Genomic DNA, 15,000 nt, shown 5'->3' on the forward strand with positions numbered 1-15,000 from the left:
TTGGGAGGACATCGGGAAGATTACTGATGTGAACCCGGTTGTGAATGACTACATTGAAGATCTGCTGGGTTTAATGGATATTCAGCCAGGTTTGAAGGTGGTTGTTGATTGTGCTAATGGTGCAGCCTCGTATTTGTCCCCTTTTATCCTCAGAAAGGCGGGTTGTGAAGTGGTGAGCTTGAATGCTCAGCCCGATGGTTTTTTCCCGGGAAGGAAACCAGAGCCATCCGAAGCCAACTTACAGGAACTCATGAAGGTGGTGGAAGTTACCGGGGCAGATCTGGGAATAGCCCATGACGGTGATGCGGACCGGATGATCGCCGTGGATGATAAGGGCCGAATGGCAGATTTTGACAAATTACTGGCCCTGGTTTCAGCAGAAATGGGTGGCAGTGTAGTTACCACTGTGGATGCCTCGGCATGTGTTGACCGGGCCCTGGAAGAAGTAGGGGGCACCGTGGAAAGGACCAGAGTGGGTGATGTGCATGTGGCTGAGATGATCCACAACATCGATGCTACCTTTGGTGGTGAACCCTCAGGTACCTGGCTGCATCCGGAGTTCTGCATGTGTCCCGACGGAATATTGTCTGCTCTAAAGGTAATTAAGTTAGTTCAAAACAGAGGCCCCTTATCATTGCTTCTGGACAATGTACTGGTGTATCCCACCCTGAGGGATAAAATTGACTGCCAGGAAGATCAAAAGGATCCTCTAATGGAAAAAGCTAAAACCGACCTTCCCTCCATCTACCAGGAAGTAGTGGATGTTAATCTCAAAGATGGAGTTAGAATATCCTTTGAAGATGGGAGCTGGGTTCTGGTTAGGCCTTCCGGAACTGAATCGTTCATCAGAATAACCTTAGAAGGGAAAACTGAAGATAAAGCCCGGATGATTCATGGAAAGGCAGCACAATTTATTCATGACCTTTTATAATATATCTTAGATTAATATCAATGCAAAGTTTAATTTATTGGAGGAGTTTATATGAGGGCGGTTATACTTACAGCAGGTGAAGGTACCAGGATGCGGCCTTTGACGCTCACCCGACCAAAGACCATGCTCCCGGTTGGTGGGAAACCTCTCCTGGAATACAATGTCCGAGCACTGCGTGATGCCGGTATAAAGGACATCACCCTGATCGTGGGCTACCAGAAGGAAGCAGTAATGGACCATTTCCAGGATGGACATAATCTGGGAGTTAACATCAACTACGTTACCCAGGAGGAACGCTTGGGAACTGCCCATGCCATTGGACAGGTGGCAGATCTTGCCCTGGAAACCAAAGATGCCATCATTGTTACTAATGGAGATATAATCCTGGGAAATCAACTCATAAAAAGCTTGATAGATAATTACAACAAATCACAAGCACAATCAATCTTAGTTCTCACTGAAGTGGATGATCCTTCTTCCTTTGGAGTGGTGGAACTGGAAGGAGATTGTATAAAGGATGTGGTGGAAAAACCAGCCCCTGGTGAAGCCCCCAGTAACCTTATTAATGCTGGAATTTATCTCTTTGACCCCAGCATCTTCCAGGCCATTGCCCAAACAGAGAAATCTGAACGTGGGGAATACGAAATAACTGACTCCCTTAAAATCCAGATCAAAGAGGGGAAAAAGGTTCTGGGATTGGTGTCCCAGGATAAATGGATCGATGTGGGACGTCCCTGGGAATTTTTGGAATTAAATGAACATTACCTGGAAGCATCCCACGAACAGATTGAAGGTGAAATTGAAGAGGGAGTTACTATTCATGGCCCGGTAGTACTTAAAAAGGGCAGCATCATCCGTTCTGGAACTTATATCATGGGTCCAGTTTACATCGGAGAAAACTGTGATATCGGTCCCAACACTTTCCTGCGTAAACACACCTCCATTGGTAACGATGTTAACGTTGGAAATGCAGTTGAAATTAAAAATTCAATAATTATGGATGGAACCAATGTAAACCACCTTTCTTATGTGGGTGATTCTATAATTGGGGCAAATTGTAACATTGCCGCTGGAACCAACATTGCCAACCTCCGTTTCGATGATGAAGGAGTGAAAGTAACAGTCAAGGGTAAAAGGGTCGACAGTGGAAGGCGTAAAATGGGTGTTATATTCGCTGATGGAGTTAAAACTGGTATCAATTCCAGTTTCAATCCAGGAGTGACCATTGGTCTCAATTCATCGGTGGGATCCGGGGCTATAATTTACCGGGACATACCCGATAACAAGATAGTTATACACCACCAGAAACAGGAAATAAAGGATAAAAAATAGGTTTTCAAAACCCCCTACACAAATTTTCCTATTTTTTGATTTATACCTCTAATTTTTTATTTTACAAATTTTTAAAAAAATGCATTTTTTAGTTATTCGACCCACATAGGTAGTAAATTCCAAAATAGCAATCCACGGACTTGGCCTTTAGGGGAGATACCAGTAAACTGTTCTTTCCTACCATCTGGTAAATCTTTTTATGAATAGAAATCATAAATCTAGACATGATCCATCCCAGTGTGCAAATTTTCCCCGGTGTTCACACCATAGGAAATGTTATTATCGGAGCTAACTCTTCTGTTTGGTATAATGCAGTAATAAGAGGAGATATAGAAAGCATTACCATTGGTAATAATTCTAATGTGCAGGATAACTCTGTATTACACTCATCTAAGGGTTATCCACTTAAAATAGGGGATTATGTTTCAGTAGGACATGCAGCAGTGATCCACGGTTGTGCAGTTGATGATAACTGTATTATTGGTATGAATGCCACCTTACTCAATGGCAGCCACATCCAGAAGAACAGCATAGTAGCCGCGGGATCCGTAGTGACTGGGGGTAAGGTTTTCCCTGAAAACAGCCTGATAATGGGTGTCCCAGCCAGAGTAGTTCGTGAGTTGAGTGAAGAAGAAGTGCAGGGAATTAAAGATAACGCTTTACGTTATTTAAATCTAGCGCACAGTGAAGACCAGTGCAAAGAAGAATAATAGTAGGGGATACATTTTAAAAATGACTGATAATTACCTAATCTGCTAACTCCTCATCCTGAATGGGAAAAACTTGAATAAATATTATTATTAACCCTACACCTAAAATTGAAATATTTTAGATTACCTAATATTTGGATAAAAAAGGATTAATGGACGGATTAATTATGGTACGTGTAAAAGAATTAGTTAAAAAGCTTGATCCATATGTTCCTGGCAGATCTAACGCGGATCTGGCTCGTGCTTATAACCTGGACCCGGACAAAATAATTAGGATGGGATCCAATGAAAATCCCCTGGGACCATCACCCCGGGCAGTGAAGGCCCTTCAGGAAAATCTCCACAAGATTAACACCTACCCTGAATCCAATACTGATGATTTGAAGAGGAAAATTGCCTCTTACGCCGGTGTTAATGTAGAGGAAGTTATTATCGGTGGAGACGGGGCCGATGAAATCCTGGATGTCCTGGCCAAAACCCTTATTGAACCCGGTGATGAGTACATTGTCCACCCCCCGTCTTACATGTACTACGAGTTCACCTTTAACATCCACGGGGCAGTTCCGGTCTACGCACAGTGGGATATTGCGAAAAACCAACTGGATCTCGATTCGGTGCTGGATGCAATTTCTCCCCGGACTAAAGTTATCTTCCTGTGCACACCTAACAATCCCACCGGAGGGTTGATTGATAAAAAAGATATTAGAACAGTTTTGGAGAGTACTGATGCCCTGGTAGTGGTTGATGAGGCTTACTGGGAGTTTTCTGGTGTTAACAATCTGGAACTCCTGGCGGAGTATGACAATCTCTTCATCCTCCGAACCTTTTCCAAAGTCATGGGCCTGGCCGGGATGAGGATTGGCTACGGAATCGGCAATGAAGAATTTATCCAGTACATGCACCGGGTTAAACCTGTCTTCAGCCTGAATAAACTCTCACATATTGCCGCCTCCACCACCCTGGATGATGCGGATTACATTGAAAGGTCCAATGAGCTATCCGTCCAGAGCCGGGATTACCTTTACCAGGAAATGTCCAAAATCCCCCAGTTGAAGGTTTACCCATCACTGGCCAATTACATGCTGGTGGATATCCGGGACACAGGAATGAACTCCCGGGAAATCTCAGAAGAACTAATGAAAAATGGAGTGATAGTTAGGGATTGCAGTTCCTTCCGTGGATTGGATGAATACTGGATAAGAGTTAGTGTGGCCACCATGGAAGAAGATGAGCAGTTTATAAATATTCTCCAGAATATTTTACAGTAAAATCTCATTTATTCCATAAAATAAAATTGAATTCCCCAGTTATTCCAGTGAATAATGATATATACCAACTCGGACGTGGGGAACCACTGAAGAGTGAACTATAAAATAATAAATAACACCCCTGATTATCATTGTCCGTTAAGGGTAAGGAGAGTAAATAATTGATGGATAAAGGAAGATACATGAAGGAAATCACTACTGATAAAAACACCATAGGCAGATTAAGGTACCTATCCGCAACTGGAGATGAAACATGCTGACTGGCGGTGTAATCCTATCATCCCTGGAATATCCAGGTAAAATGTCCCTGGTTATTTTCACCGGCGGATGTCCCCTGAGATGTCCTTACTGTCACAACCCCGAAATCATTGCCGGAGGGGATGATACTCCCCTTTACGCTATTAAAAAGGAAATTGATGAATCCCTGGATTTCATCGATGCCGTGGTTATCACCGGGGGTGAGCCCACCCTGCAACTGGAAGGACTGGGCCAAATCTTGGAGTACTCCCGAAGTAAGGGTTTGAAAACCAAACTGGATACCAATGGGTGTTATCCTGAGAGTTTGCAGAGAATACTGGAACTGGTGGACTATGTGGCCCTGGATATAAAAGCACCATTCCCCAAATATAAGGAGATTATAGGTGCGGAAGTTGGAGAAAAAGTAAAAAAAAGTATGGAAATGATTGCAAATTCCAATGTCTTCCTTGAATGCCGTACCACCTACGTTCCGGGCCTGCTGGAACCAGAAGATGTTTATGAGATCGCCAGGAACATCCAGTGTGATATCTACACCCTGCAACAGTTCCGGAACAGAGTAGTGCTAGATGAAAAACTGAAAAACACACCAGATACTGATCCTAAAGAACTGAAAGAGATAGCCCTGCAGATCAAGCCGCAGCTGGGAAAGGTGAAAATTAAAACATCCCAGTTCGGTGAGGAAATTATTTAATGGAAATCATTTAATCCCTACAATAAAAATAATCAACAAAAAAATAATCCAGACCCAATATTAGGAGGGAAGAATTTTTAACCCTCCCCCACAAAGAAATACATGAAGATATTCTTTTAACCATAATTATCAATAACACCGAGAGGAGGGGTGTTAAATACCAATACTGCTATTCGGAAGTCGTCATTTAGACCTGATAACTGGTGAAAAAACCACCACCGTTAGGAAACTGTGGAAAAAACCATTGTCACAGGGAGACCGCCTGCACTGTTACTGGAATCTGGTTTCCAAAGAGAGGAAAAAACTATTTGAAGCAGAAGTGACCGGAGTGGAAGTGGTTAACTTTAGCCATCTTATCCACGATGATGAACTGGCCCGTGAAGAAGGTTTCCAGGATGCTACAGAGTTAGAATCTGAGTTTAGAAAGATGTACCCGGATCACTCCAGTGAAGACTCCCTTTTCCAGGTGATAAAGTTCCGCAAACTCCCTATGGATGAATGGGAAGGAGCCCGGATCAATGAAAAGGCCATGATCACCAAGAGAGCAGATATACTCTTTGATGTTGGAAAATTCGATAAATCAGTGATGTGTTACAATGCCGCTTTAAAGATCGACCCCCAAGACGTCTACCTCCTGAACCGGAAGGGGGATAATCTCTCCCGTCTGGGAAAATTCCCTCAAGCACTGGAATGTTATGATCAGGCCCTGGAACTGGAACCTGAGAATGAATACGTATGGAATAACAAAGCGATAGCACTTTTGAACTCTAACCGGCCGGAAGAAGCACTTAAGGCTAGTGACCGTGCCCTGGAAATCAACGGGGAAAATATGCTGGTGCTATACTGGAGAGGTTTCATCCTGGAGATGCTGGGACGTTTTAACGAGGCTTTAGCTTGCTATGATAAGATTTTAACCCTGAATCCCCGGGATCCTGAGGCATGGAATGCCAAAGGGAATCTCCTATCCCAGATTGAGCGGGCTGAAGATGCCCTGGAATGCTATGATCGTTCCCTGGAACTCTGCCTGGGGGAGGAATCTGATGCATCCACCTGGAATCGTAAGGGCAACGCACTCATGGAATTAAACCGGTTTAAAGAGGCCGTTGAATGTTACAATGAAGCTCTGGACCTGGAACCAGATAACGAAATTTTCTTAAGCAACAAAGGAGTGGCCTTCATTGAATTAGATGATTTTGATAAAGCGGTGGGCTGTTTCCGGAAAGTTCTTATCATGAACCCTAAAAATGAAGATGCCCAGATCTTAATGGATGAATGCCTGGAAAATCTTTGATACCTGGCTTTAATGTTTAAGGGGACTCTAATTTTATTTTAAGGGAATTTTTCAAAATAAATCAGATGAAAGGAACTTAGAAAAATGGAAATTTAAAAAAATAACACCCCACAATAATAAAAAGAAAATTATAAAAAAATATTTGATTATCTGGTTTTATTCATTGCTTGTTTTTAATCACTGCCACTGATGATACCACCGATGGCTCCACCAACACCCATAAAGACGATGTTGACAATGAGAGATACTATTACAATGGTGAATCCAGTTACTGCTCCTGCAGCAAAGCCGGCAATACCACCAAAGATGGTTCCACCTACAATCAACAGAATAGCCAGAACTATGGATCCAAATGCACCGGCCACGGTGGCATTCCACAGGCCACCAATTATCCCCTCGTGCACCCAGTATCCCACTATTAACCCGGCAATAAATAGTCCCAGGTTAACTCCCCAGGATTGATTCACGTATATCCCGAAAAGATTTCCCAGAATGATTGCCAGAATAAAACCTACCACTACCGGTCCCCATTTCACCATTTTCTATCCTCCCCTACTCCTATTTTTTTCCATATTAATTTTTTAGTTTAGATTTTCCGGCATATGCGTGCCTGGATTCTATGTGTCTAATAATTAAATTATTTGTTATTTTTGATTATATCGTTTAAAATATTTTTCCTTCGAAAAAGACATATTCCCCATCTGATCCCAAATTAAACCTAGTTTAGGAATTAAACCCAGTTTAAGGTATAATAGTTATATCCCTATATCTTCATTCCACAATTCAGGATTGTTTTCAATGAAGTTTTTCAGGATCTCCTTACCGGTGGCCAGGTTAAGGTTTATTACCTCCACACTGTTATCCTTTAGATATCGTTCCCGGCCCTTGAAGTTTTCATTCTCACCAATAACTACTTGTGGGATTTGGTAGAGTATAATTGCCCCCGAACACATGGCACACGGTGAAAGGGTGGTGTACATTGAACATTTCTTGTAATCTGCCCCGCGCAGTCTGCCTGCATTTTCCAAACAGTCCATCTCGGCATGGAGTATGCTGGAACCCTGTTGTATTCTCTTATTATGACCCCTACCTATTATTTCATCATCCTTAACCAGGATGGCCCCTATGGGTATTCCCCCTTGTTTTAAGCTGATCTGAGCCTCCTTATAAGCTTCTTCCATGAATTTTCGGTGTTTATTTTTCATTTTTACCCTCCATTGGTCTGGACTTTTCAGTAATTATTTTCACTGATCTTCCCAGTACCTAATTCAGGGGTTAAACTAAGATGATCGCTATTTCCGTCAGGCTAAATTCTTAATACTTAACCTTCTTCTGGTGAAACTAGGGGGGACATTTTTCCTGATAATAGAGACAGTTATCCCTCCATAGGCAGTCTCCACATATTTTTTTAACCACACTGGGATGTAAATTCTTAGTCTGGGATAGAGCTTCCGGGGAAGATATCAAAGTCCCGGGTTTAATCTTTAAATTCTTTAAAACCTGGATATCCATGGAGCTGATTTTTCCTGAGGGGTGTTCCTGTTCACATCTATCTCCTACCCGGTGAGGGCAGTGCTGACAGATAGAATCAGCTTCGGTTACAATTTCAAGTAGAAAATTAGAATCATTAAGAAGTTTATCTGTAATCAGGGCCATGTTCTTGGTGAATTCTTCACTGTAACCAAGTCCCTGGAATCCCTGCATACAGAGGAGGTGATGGGCTCTGATCCGCAGGGGTTCAGAGCCACCGGCCTCTCTATTTTCCATCATTTTTAAAAATCCTGATGGGCTCTCTAGACAACTATCGCTGTTGGCATTACCATTTCATTTCTGGTAGTCTTCTTTGGGAGTTATAGCCTTGGTGAGGGCTGCTACTCCTCCTATCTTCACCAGATCACCGAGTATGAATGGTAAAAGACCCATACTTATCAGGGTCAGGAAGGTGGGGAATGTTCCTTCAGTCAGGTACATCCACAGTCCCAGTCCCAGTAAACCTGGGATGTAAATCAAGGCGAAATTCACCAGAAAGGTCAATCCTAACATAGGACGGAAATTTCTAGACTGGGCGTATTTATCAGTGACGTAACCCATTACAAATGCCGTTAAAACGAATCCCAGGAAGTATCCTCCGGTAGCGCCTAAAAGGATTTCATAACCACCAGTGAGGCCAGCATACCAGGGCACACCCAGTAAACCTATTGCTATGTACATTATCTGGCTTATTCCACCCCATCGTCGTCCCAGAACCACACCAGCCATTAATACAGCGAAGGTTTGTGCGGTCACAGGGACCGGAGTCCAGGGAAGGGGTATTATCACCTGAGCCATTATTCCCGTAATACAGGCCATGAAAAAGGCCATGATTACTTTGTTTACCAGAGAAGTATTGGACCGCCATTCAAATAGCGATTGTCTCCTCTGGAAATAATTATCCATGTTGATTTCCATTTTTATCACTTCTTAGAGTACGAATCTTTCAAAGACGTATTTCTTAAACATTCATAAGGCAGATAGTCTTTTGACTTGATATCTACACCTACTAAACATTATTAAAAATCTTTAAAACATTAGGGAAAGCTCCATTGAAGCTCCTTTACTTAATTGATTCATGATAAATATAAACTTATCTTCAGATTATTTTCCAAAGGATGAAGGAGGACTTGTATCACTTTAAAACACGAAATTAATGAAATCATGACACTGATGAATTTACCAGGTTATTAACTACATCCACGTAACTATCCATTTTAAATTTACGTCGTAAACCATGGTCATTCATGTAACGTACCTTACCAAATATCTCCCGTTCTTTCCAGGCCCGGTCATGCTTCCCGAAACACCAGGCCACCCCGGCATAACCATTGGGGTCACGACCATCTAATTCATACCGGTTGTTAAGTTTAAGAGCTATTTGGTAGGCTTTTTCCGGGTTTTGAGCCCATTCCAGTATTTTTTTACCCCAGTACATGCGCATGTATCCCTGCATCTTACCAGAATGTACCATTTCCAGTTGCGCTGCATTCCAGTAGGGATCATGGGTTTCTGCATTTTCAAATTCTTCCAAGGAGTAAATATATTCTCTTTTATCCTTCCGATGTTCCATAAGAGTGTTGTAAGCCCAATCCGGGAGACATTTCAGGTTATCGTATTCCCGGTTGTAGTATACGAAATTCACAGCCAGTTCCCTGCGGATGATGAGTTCCTCCAGGTAGGCAGATTTACCCGGGCTTTTGGTTTTCAAAACCTCCAGTGCTATATGTAACGGAGATATCTGACCGAAGTGGAGGTAGGGACTCATATGGGACATGTAGTCAGTGCCGGGATCATTTCTATCTGGAAATTTGTCCAGCTTATGTTTAATGAAATTATCCAGTAGTTTAATGGCATTACCATTTCCACCCTTATATCTAACTACAGGGAATACTTTAGATTTTGATCCTAATCGCGAAATGATGGAATCTAAATCATCAGGGGATAGTGAATCCACATCAAGATCAATAGAACGAGTACTTAGTTTTTCCCTTTTCAGGGGTACTAAAAATTCATCCAGTTTTTTGTTGATCTTCCTGCGGATAGTGGCTGCAGAATACTCTTCCTTAGACGAGGCAGTTTCCACCGGAACTACCACGTTGGTTTCCACCTGTATTAACTGACATTGTAGTCCATCTCTGACTTTTTGGGTCCATGCACGTTGTATACTCAGATAACCTCCATCAACAACCACCATTGAAGCATTCTCTGCCAGTTCCAGGGCACCTTCTGGCGGGGAGACTATCTGGATTGCCATTTTTATTCCCTGTTTTTCCAGTGCATTTTGAACATCCTGAAGTCCCTGGAGGAGAAAAGTGTAGTGTCGATTATTGGCCTCTGGAAATTGGTTGGTTATCCCGAAAAATACTAATAAAGGTTTTTTAAGTTGGTTGGCCTTTTTTATACTGTATTCCAGTGCATGGTTAGTGTGTACCCGGGGAGAGGCCTGCATCCAGTATAAGACATAATCTCCATCCTTCGAAGGTTTCTGGTTTAGGTTTTTAATACGTGGGGCAGGGATCATAGTTCAACCCTCTTAATATGATTTAAATGGCAGAATGTGATTAAATGAAAGGATATAATTGAGGGGGGAATTTGATGAAGGAGGGTATTAAATGAAGGTTATTTCCATTAATTCCTCAGGGTAAGGTTCGAAAAAAGTTTGATCCCCCAGATATTCCTTGTTAAAACGGATTATCCATGATTTGAGTAAGTTTTGGTTCACCAGGAGGGGAACCCTTTCCTGGCGATACTTTTCCAGGGATTCCAGGAAGAAAGCTTTCTCTGGACTGGTAATATCATGGGAAAAATGGCCTAGGGCGTGCATCAAGACGTTGACATTGGATGGGGGCTGCGGGTCCTGTAGAAGCATTTTTTTCAGGATATTCTCGTACTTTTCCACTAAATCCTTAAACGTGCTCCTCTTCTGATTGGCCACCAGTCTCCCCAGTTTTCGGGCGTGTACCTGGCTGTATGATGAAAATAAAAGCTTGTTTTTCCGGTGAAATTCTAGCATGTCACTGAAATCTCCAGGGGATACATTCTCTCTAAAATCAGCCAGGGTGTAGATCCTGGTTAGGAAATTTTCACGCAGATGCAAGTTGCGCAGTCTACCCTCATCCTCAGTAGGAGTTGAGGGGAAAAATCGGAAAACTGCTGCCGCGAACATTCCCACCCCATCAGTCCAGGGCCTTGACATTTCACCCTGGGGATAAATTTTAACCGCCTTCACTCCACATGAAGGGGATTTATTCTTCAGTATGAAACCGTCTACCCCCTCTACTGATTTTAAAAATGAATCAGAAAACTCCAACATTTTTTCGGTGCAGTTGTATCCGGTGGCTGGCTGGATGAGTTCTATTTTATCCTGGTCTTTTTCCAGGTGGATGGGTTCCCGGGGTATTCCCAGCCCAATTCCCACCTCAGGACATACCGGAGTGAAATCAGCGTATTTTTTTAGTTTCTCAACCAGGCTGCTCCTTATAATAAGACCGTTGTAACGGCAGGCATCAAATTCTATGCATCTGCTGGAAACCAGGTGTGGCCGGGGAAATTCTCTTGACAGAATAAACACCTCGTGAATGAAATGCTATAATTCACTTAATCAGTAAATATCTCCCTAAATTCCCTATTAAAAATCTTGCGGGTGAAACTATCCTTTTATTATTTATTGTTCATCTTGATATTTCAAATTTCCCCAGACTGCATAAACGTTTCCAAACCCATTCCACTATGATACCCTTTTTAAACCATGAATTCACGGGTAAGTTCACCTACTTTCTGGCGTGATTCTGTTAGAATCTTCTGGCCCTTACCAGTTATTTTATAGTACTTCCGGATTTTCCCCTTAACATTTTCCCTTCTGCTTTTCAGGAAACCTTCCCTTTCCAGTGCGTGGAGGATGGGGTACATGGTCCCAGGACTGACCTGGTACCCATGGTTCTTGAGCTCCTTTATCATCTGCACCCCATAAATCTCGCCCTGGCTTGCCTGGTGGAGTATGTGGATCCGTATAAAGCCCAGGAAGAACTTTCGATTTAAGGTCAATTGTTTACCTCCTTGTAGTCTTAATTGGTTAATCTACTGAATTTTAATAAATCTACTGAACTAAATATTAGTATCCGATATCGTTTATAAATATCTTTATTCAATATCTATTTTAGATATCGTTATTCAATATCCAGTACCAATATCGTTAATTGATTTAATGAATAATTAATTTTTCCTAAAAATTTTTTCAAATTTTTAAAAAAAAACCCACTTATTGGAACTAAATTTACAAAAAATAAACCACTTACATCTATAATTTAATGTTCCTTACCCCCCCCCCCAATAGTATTAATATATTATTTAAAATTAATATAAGTTGCTTACACTACCTTCTATTCTCACCCTAAAAATTAAAGAAAAAATCCCCCATGTTACTATTTAAAGAAAAAATAAGAAGATTTAAGAAGAATAACGAAGAAATAAAAAAAATATCCTCAAAATAGATTTTAACGCAATTTAGCACGGTCATATACGTTTTTAAGTGTCTCCATATCCACACTGGTGTAAATCTGAGTAGTAGATAGGTTAGAGTGTCCTAAAAGTTGTTGTATGGCACGAATATCCACACCATTCTTTAACAGGTGGGTAGCAAATGAATGCCTTAATATGTGGGGAGTTACTTTCTTTTTAATGCCGGCCACCCGTGCGTAATCCTTGATCATCATCTGAACGTAGCGGGGTGTCAGATGGTTCCCGGAACGGTTAACAAAAAGATATTCACTTTCACAGGTCCTTTTTTCCAGGAAATCCTCTATCAAAACCTTAGTGTCATCATCAAAAAGAACTATCCTATCTTTTTCCCCTTTCCCCCTGATCCGGATGGTCCTCTCTTCCAGATCAAGGTGGTTGGTTTGGATGGTGACCAGTTCGGATACACGCAAACCAGATGAGTATAATAATGCCAATAATAGCTTGTTTCTAAGTCTTAAAGATTCAGATGTAGGTGAAGAATCTACTGGATTATGGATTTCCGGTGCATGGATAAGGCTCTGAACTTCATCTTCATTAAGAGATTTTGGGAGAGATTTAGTCCTTTTAGGCGTTTTAACCTCTTCCAGTATGTGGATTCCTCCGAATTCGAAGAATTTTTTAACCACCACCGTGACCAGGTAGATGTAATTTTGCGAAACGTTTTTCTCACGTTTCAGGTGGCGTATGTACCGTTTGAAACTTCTTAAAACCTGTCTTTCATCATACAATTCTTCTTCATCCTTTAAGAACTTATAGAAATTGTTGATGATTGACCTGTACGTTTTGATAGTATTACGTGAATAGTTTCTTATTTCCAGTTCGAACAGGTAGTCTTCTTCCATTTCCTGGAGGTCGAATGCTTCCAGAAAATTCTTATTCTGAGGGTAACCAGGAGTGATTCCCATTAATCTCTGGGTGTCAGTGGGATCCCCCTGTGATGATTTCCAGTTTCCGTTGGAATAATGGTTCATAGTATCAATAATAATTTTTTATATTGTTTAAACTAAAATCCAAGCTATGTTTATAACACTATCCCCTTTAAAATAATTAAATCTTTTCATTTTCCAGGTTAATATGGGAATAGTAGTACAAATCTTCTAATAAAAACAAAAAAATATACCCATAGAATAATGGGTTCTTAAAGGTAGCTTCGGTCCACGTGGTCGTTGGGTGTGCCTTTTCTGGTAGAATACATCTTCTGTGAACTGGATAGATCCCGGTCCATGGCCTGTTCCAGGGATTGGTAACGTTCCAGAATCTGGTCCTCTATAGAAACCGCATTTTTAACAGCGAATTTTATATGACGGTCTTCAATCAGTTTACTTTTATCCATGACTGCCATATCACCGGCCATTCTTACCAGCCCTCCCAGATCTCTGAGTCTCAATGTTAGGGAATCTTTCTGATCATCGATTACACGTGCTCTTTTTCTAGCTTCTTCTATGATTATTTCCACTGCATTCCGGGTGGCATGGGGTATTTTACCATCAATTTCTATTTCCTGAGCCACGAATTGGGCCATCTTGGCCCGGTTTTCATCGGTGTCCGGCATGGTGGTTCGCATCAGTATTTCGTATCCTTCTCCCTGGATACGGGAACGCAGTGGGGGTAGTATGTATTGGATGTCCCGGATGTTACAGGCAGCCACGAATATAAAGTCACAGGGCACATCCTCCACCTTCACTGAACTCCCGGCACTCTGGGGGTTTCGGCCCACTATGGGAAAGACCTTGTCCTGCATGGCACTTAAGATGTAGCGTTGTAGGGGTGCTATGTGGACGATTTCATCAATGAACAGCACTCCTTCGTGGGCTTCATGAACTGCCCCCGGTACCACTCTTTCGTAGGGTTGTGTTCCCAGATCAGGATGTCCTCCATAGGGATCGTGACGGACATCACCCAGTAACTCGGTTTCACTGGCTCCAGTGGCTTGTATGAAACTTTTTCGTTTCAGGGGCACAATGACGTTTTTGGGTTTTTCTTCCACCATTTCCCTTCTTTTTTCCAGGGCATGCTGGTCCAGTATTTTAATTTTATCTCCATCGGCCCGTTCATAGATCACCACTTCCTCCCGACCCTGGTTCATGCGGGTGGTGGTAACCCTCTCGGGGGGCATGTCCACTGGTCCGTTGTCCATTTCAAACATACCCAATAGATCACCTAAATGTTTTCTGCGGACATTCAGTTGGGAGTATTTGTCTGCTCCACAGTGAGGACATATGGTTTGGTAGGCACTGGTGTAAGTTTCACAGTTGGGGCAGCGGAATCCCAACCTTTCGGCCACCACCTCCGGGACCTCCTGGGGAGTTACCAGGTCCCCCTCTGCCTTTTGTAAATCCCTCAGCTCACTTTCTATTTCTTTTCTACTTTTTATTTCCAGGAATGGTCTTTCTGGCCTTTCTGGATTATGGACTACGGTTAATTCTTCCTGTGGTTTGGGTAAATGGAAGGAAATAGCCTGGGCTATG

Annotated in this window: 15 protein-coding genes (2 of these 15 only partly in view); 6 read left to right on the forward strand and 9 right to left on the reverse strand. The window is 42.1% G+C overall.

Annotated elements, in window-relative coordinates; translation table 11 throughout:
- From glmM to CIT02_RS04885, 6 genes are all read left to right on the forward strand, one after another.
- Positions 1-931, forward strand: partial view of a phosphoglucosamine mutase gene (gene glmM, locus CIT02_RS04860; RefSeq protein ID WP_292614538.1) — the 3' portion only. Its footprint begins 422 nt before the window's first position; 931 of the gene's 1,353 nt are visible here — the last part of the coding sequence; the start codon falls outside the window, past its left edge; it ends in the stop codon at positions 929-931.
- Between the two features lie 51 nt (positions 932-982).
- Positions 983-2,263: a bifunctional sugar-1-phosphate nucleotidylyltransferase/acetyltransferase gene (gene glmU, locus CIT02_RS04865; RefSeq protein WP_292614540.1), complete on the forward strand. Its 1,281-nt coding sequence runs from the start codon at positions 983-985 to the stop codon at positions 2,261-2,263.
- A gap of 224 nt (positions 2,264-2,487) precedes the next feature.
- Complete coding sequence (locus CIT02_RS04870; protein WP_292614542.1) at positions 2,488-2,973, forward strand: gamma carbonic anhydrase family protein; 486 nt, start codon at positions 2,488-2,490, stop codon at positions 2,971-2,973.
- Between the two features lie 152 nt (positions 2,974-3,125).
- Complete coding sequence (gene hisC / locus CIT02_RS04875) at positions 3,126-4,241, forward strand: histidinol-phosphate transaminase (RefSeq protein ID WP_394340421.1); 1,116 nt, start codon at positions 3,126-3,128, stop codon at positions 4,239-4,241.
- A gap of 253 nt (positions 4,242-4,494) precedes the next feature.
- Positions 4,495-5,190, forward strand: coding sequence for an anaerobic ribonucleoside-triphosphate reductase activating protein (locus CIT02_RS04880; protein WP_292614544.1), 696 nt, complete (start codon positions 4,495-4,497; stop codon positions 5,188-5,190).
- A gap of 157 nt (positions 5,191-5,347) precedes the next feature.
- Positions 5,348-6,481, forward strand: coding sequence for a tetratricopeptide repeat protein (locus CIT02_RS04885; RefSeq protein WP_292615045.1), 1,134 nt, complete (start codon positions 5,348-5,350; stop codon positions 6,479-6,481).
- 173 nt (positions 6,482-6,654) lie between these two features.
- Here CIT02_RS04885 and CIT02_RS04890 read toward each other — a convergent pair whose 3' ends face one another.
- The 9 genes from CIT02_RS04890 to CIT02_RS04930 form a co-directional block, all read right to left on the reverse strand.
- Complete coding sequence (locus CIT02_RS04890) at positions 6,655-7,020, reverse strand: DUF5518 domain-containing protein (RefSeq protein ID WP_292614546.1); 366 nt, start codon at positions 7,018-7,020, stop codon at positions 6,655-6,657.
- A 216-nt stretch (positions 7,021-7,236) separates the two neighbouring features.
- Positions 7,237-7,686, reverse strand: coding sequence for a nucleoside deaminase (locus tag CIT02_RS04895; RefSeq protein ID WP_292614548.1), 450 nt, complete (start codon positions 7,684-7,686; stop codon positions 7,237-7,239).
- Positions 7,687-7,822: 136 nt separating this feature from the next.
- Positions 7,823-8,251: a DUF1284 domain-containing protein gene (locus tag CIT02_RS04900; protein ID WP_292614550.1), complete on the reverse strand. Its 429-nt coding sequence runs from the start codon at positions 8,249-8,251 to the stop codon at positions 7,823-7,825.
- A 54-nt stretch (positions 8,252-8,305) separates the two neighbouring features.
- Complete coding sequence (locus tag CIT02_RS04905; RefSeq protein ID WP_048071768.1) at positions 8,306-8,929, reverse strand: biotin transporter BioY; 624 nt, start codon at positions 8,927-8,929, stop codon at positions 8,306-8,308.
- A 244-nt stretch (positions 8,930-9,173) separates the two neighbouring features.
- Positions 9,174-10,535: a deoxyribodipyrimidine photo-lyase gene (gene phrB / locus CIT02_RS04910; RefSeq protein WP_292614553.1), complete on the reverse strand. Its 1,362-nt coding sequence runs from the start codon at positions 10,533-10,535 to the stop codon at positions 9,174-9,176.
- Between the two features lie 87 nt (positions 10,536-10,622).
- Positions 10,623-11,585 (reverse strand): DUF523 and DUF1722 domain-containing protein, encoded by a 963-nt coding sequence (locus CIT02_RS04915; RefSeq protein WP_292614555.1) that lies wholly within the window; start codon positions 11,583-11,585, stop codon positions 10,623-10,625.
- A gap of 170 nt (positions 11,586-11,755) precedes the next feature.
- On the reverse strand, positions 11,756-12,058 hold the full coding sequence (locus CIT02_RS04920; protein ID WP_292614556.1) for a PadR family transcriptional regulator: 303 nt from the start codon (positions 12,056-12,058) through the stop codon (positions 11,756-11,758).
- Positions 12,059-12,507: 449 nt separating this feature from the next.
- Positions 12,508-13,503 carry a site-specific tyrosine recombinase/integron integrase gene (gene xerA, locus CIT02_RS04925; protein WP_292614557.1) on the reverse strand — a complete coding sequence of 332 codons (996 nt, stop codon included), beginning with the start codon at positions 13,501-13,503 and terminating at the stop codon, positions 12,508-12,510.
- Between the two features lie 167 nt (positions 13,504-13,670).
- Positions 13,671-15,000: the 3' portion of an ATP-binding protein gene (locus CIT02_RS04930; protein ID WP_292614558.1), read on the reverse strand. The gene runs 182 nt beyond the window's last position; 1,330 of the gene's 1,512 nt are visible here — the last part of the coding sequence; its start codon lies off the right edge, out of view; the stop codon is at positions 13,671-13,673.

Source organism: Methanobacterium sp. BAmetb5, from assembly GCF_003491305.1.
Lineage (GTDB): Archaea > Methanobacteriota > Methanobacteria > Methanobacteriales > Methanobacteriaceae > Methanobacterium.

Bases quoted from the DNA above. Each gene is read 5' to 3' on its own strand.
- glmU (WP_292614540.1), top strand. From the start codon at position 983: ATGAGGGCGGTTATACTTACAGCAGGTGAAGGTACCAGGATGCGGCCT.
- CIT02_RS04870 (WP_292614542.1), top strand. From the start codon at position 2,488: ATGATCCATCCCAGTGTGCAAATTTTCCCCGGTGTTCACACCATAGGA.
- hisC (WP_394340421.1), top strand. From the start codon at position 3,126: ATGGACGGATTAATTATGGTACGTGTAAAAGAATTAGTTAAAAAGCTT.
- CIT02_RS04880 (WP_292614544.1), top strand. From the start codon at position 4,495: ATGCTGACTGGCGGTGTAATCCTATCATCCCTGGAATATCCAGGTAAA.
- CIT02_RS04890 (WP_292614546.1), bottom strand. From the start codon at position 7,020: ATGGTGAAATGGGGACCGGTAGTGGTAGGTTTTATTCTGGCAATCATT.
- CIT02_RS04895 (WP_292614548.1), bottom strand. From the start codon at position 7,686: ATGAAAAATAAACACCGAAAATTCATGGAAGAAGCTTATAAGGAGGCT.
- CIT02_RS04900 (WP_292614550.1), bottom strand. From the start codon at position 8,251: ATGATGGAAAATAGAGAGGCCGGTGGCTCTGAACCCCTGCGGATCAGA.
- CIT02_RS04905 (WP_048071768.1), bottom strand. From the start codon at position 8,929: ATGGAAATCAACATGGATAATTATTTCCAGAGGAGACAATCGCTATTT.
- phrB (WP_292614553.1), bottom strand. From the start codon at position 10,535: ATGATCCCTGCCCCACGTATTAAAAACCTAAACCAGAAACCTTCGAAG.
- xerA (WP_292614557.1), bottom strand. From the start codon at position 13,503: ATGAACCATTATTCCAACGGAAACTGGAAATCATCACAGGGGGATCCC.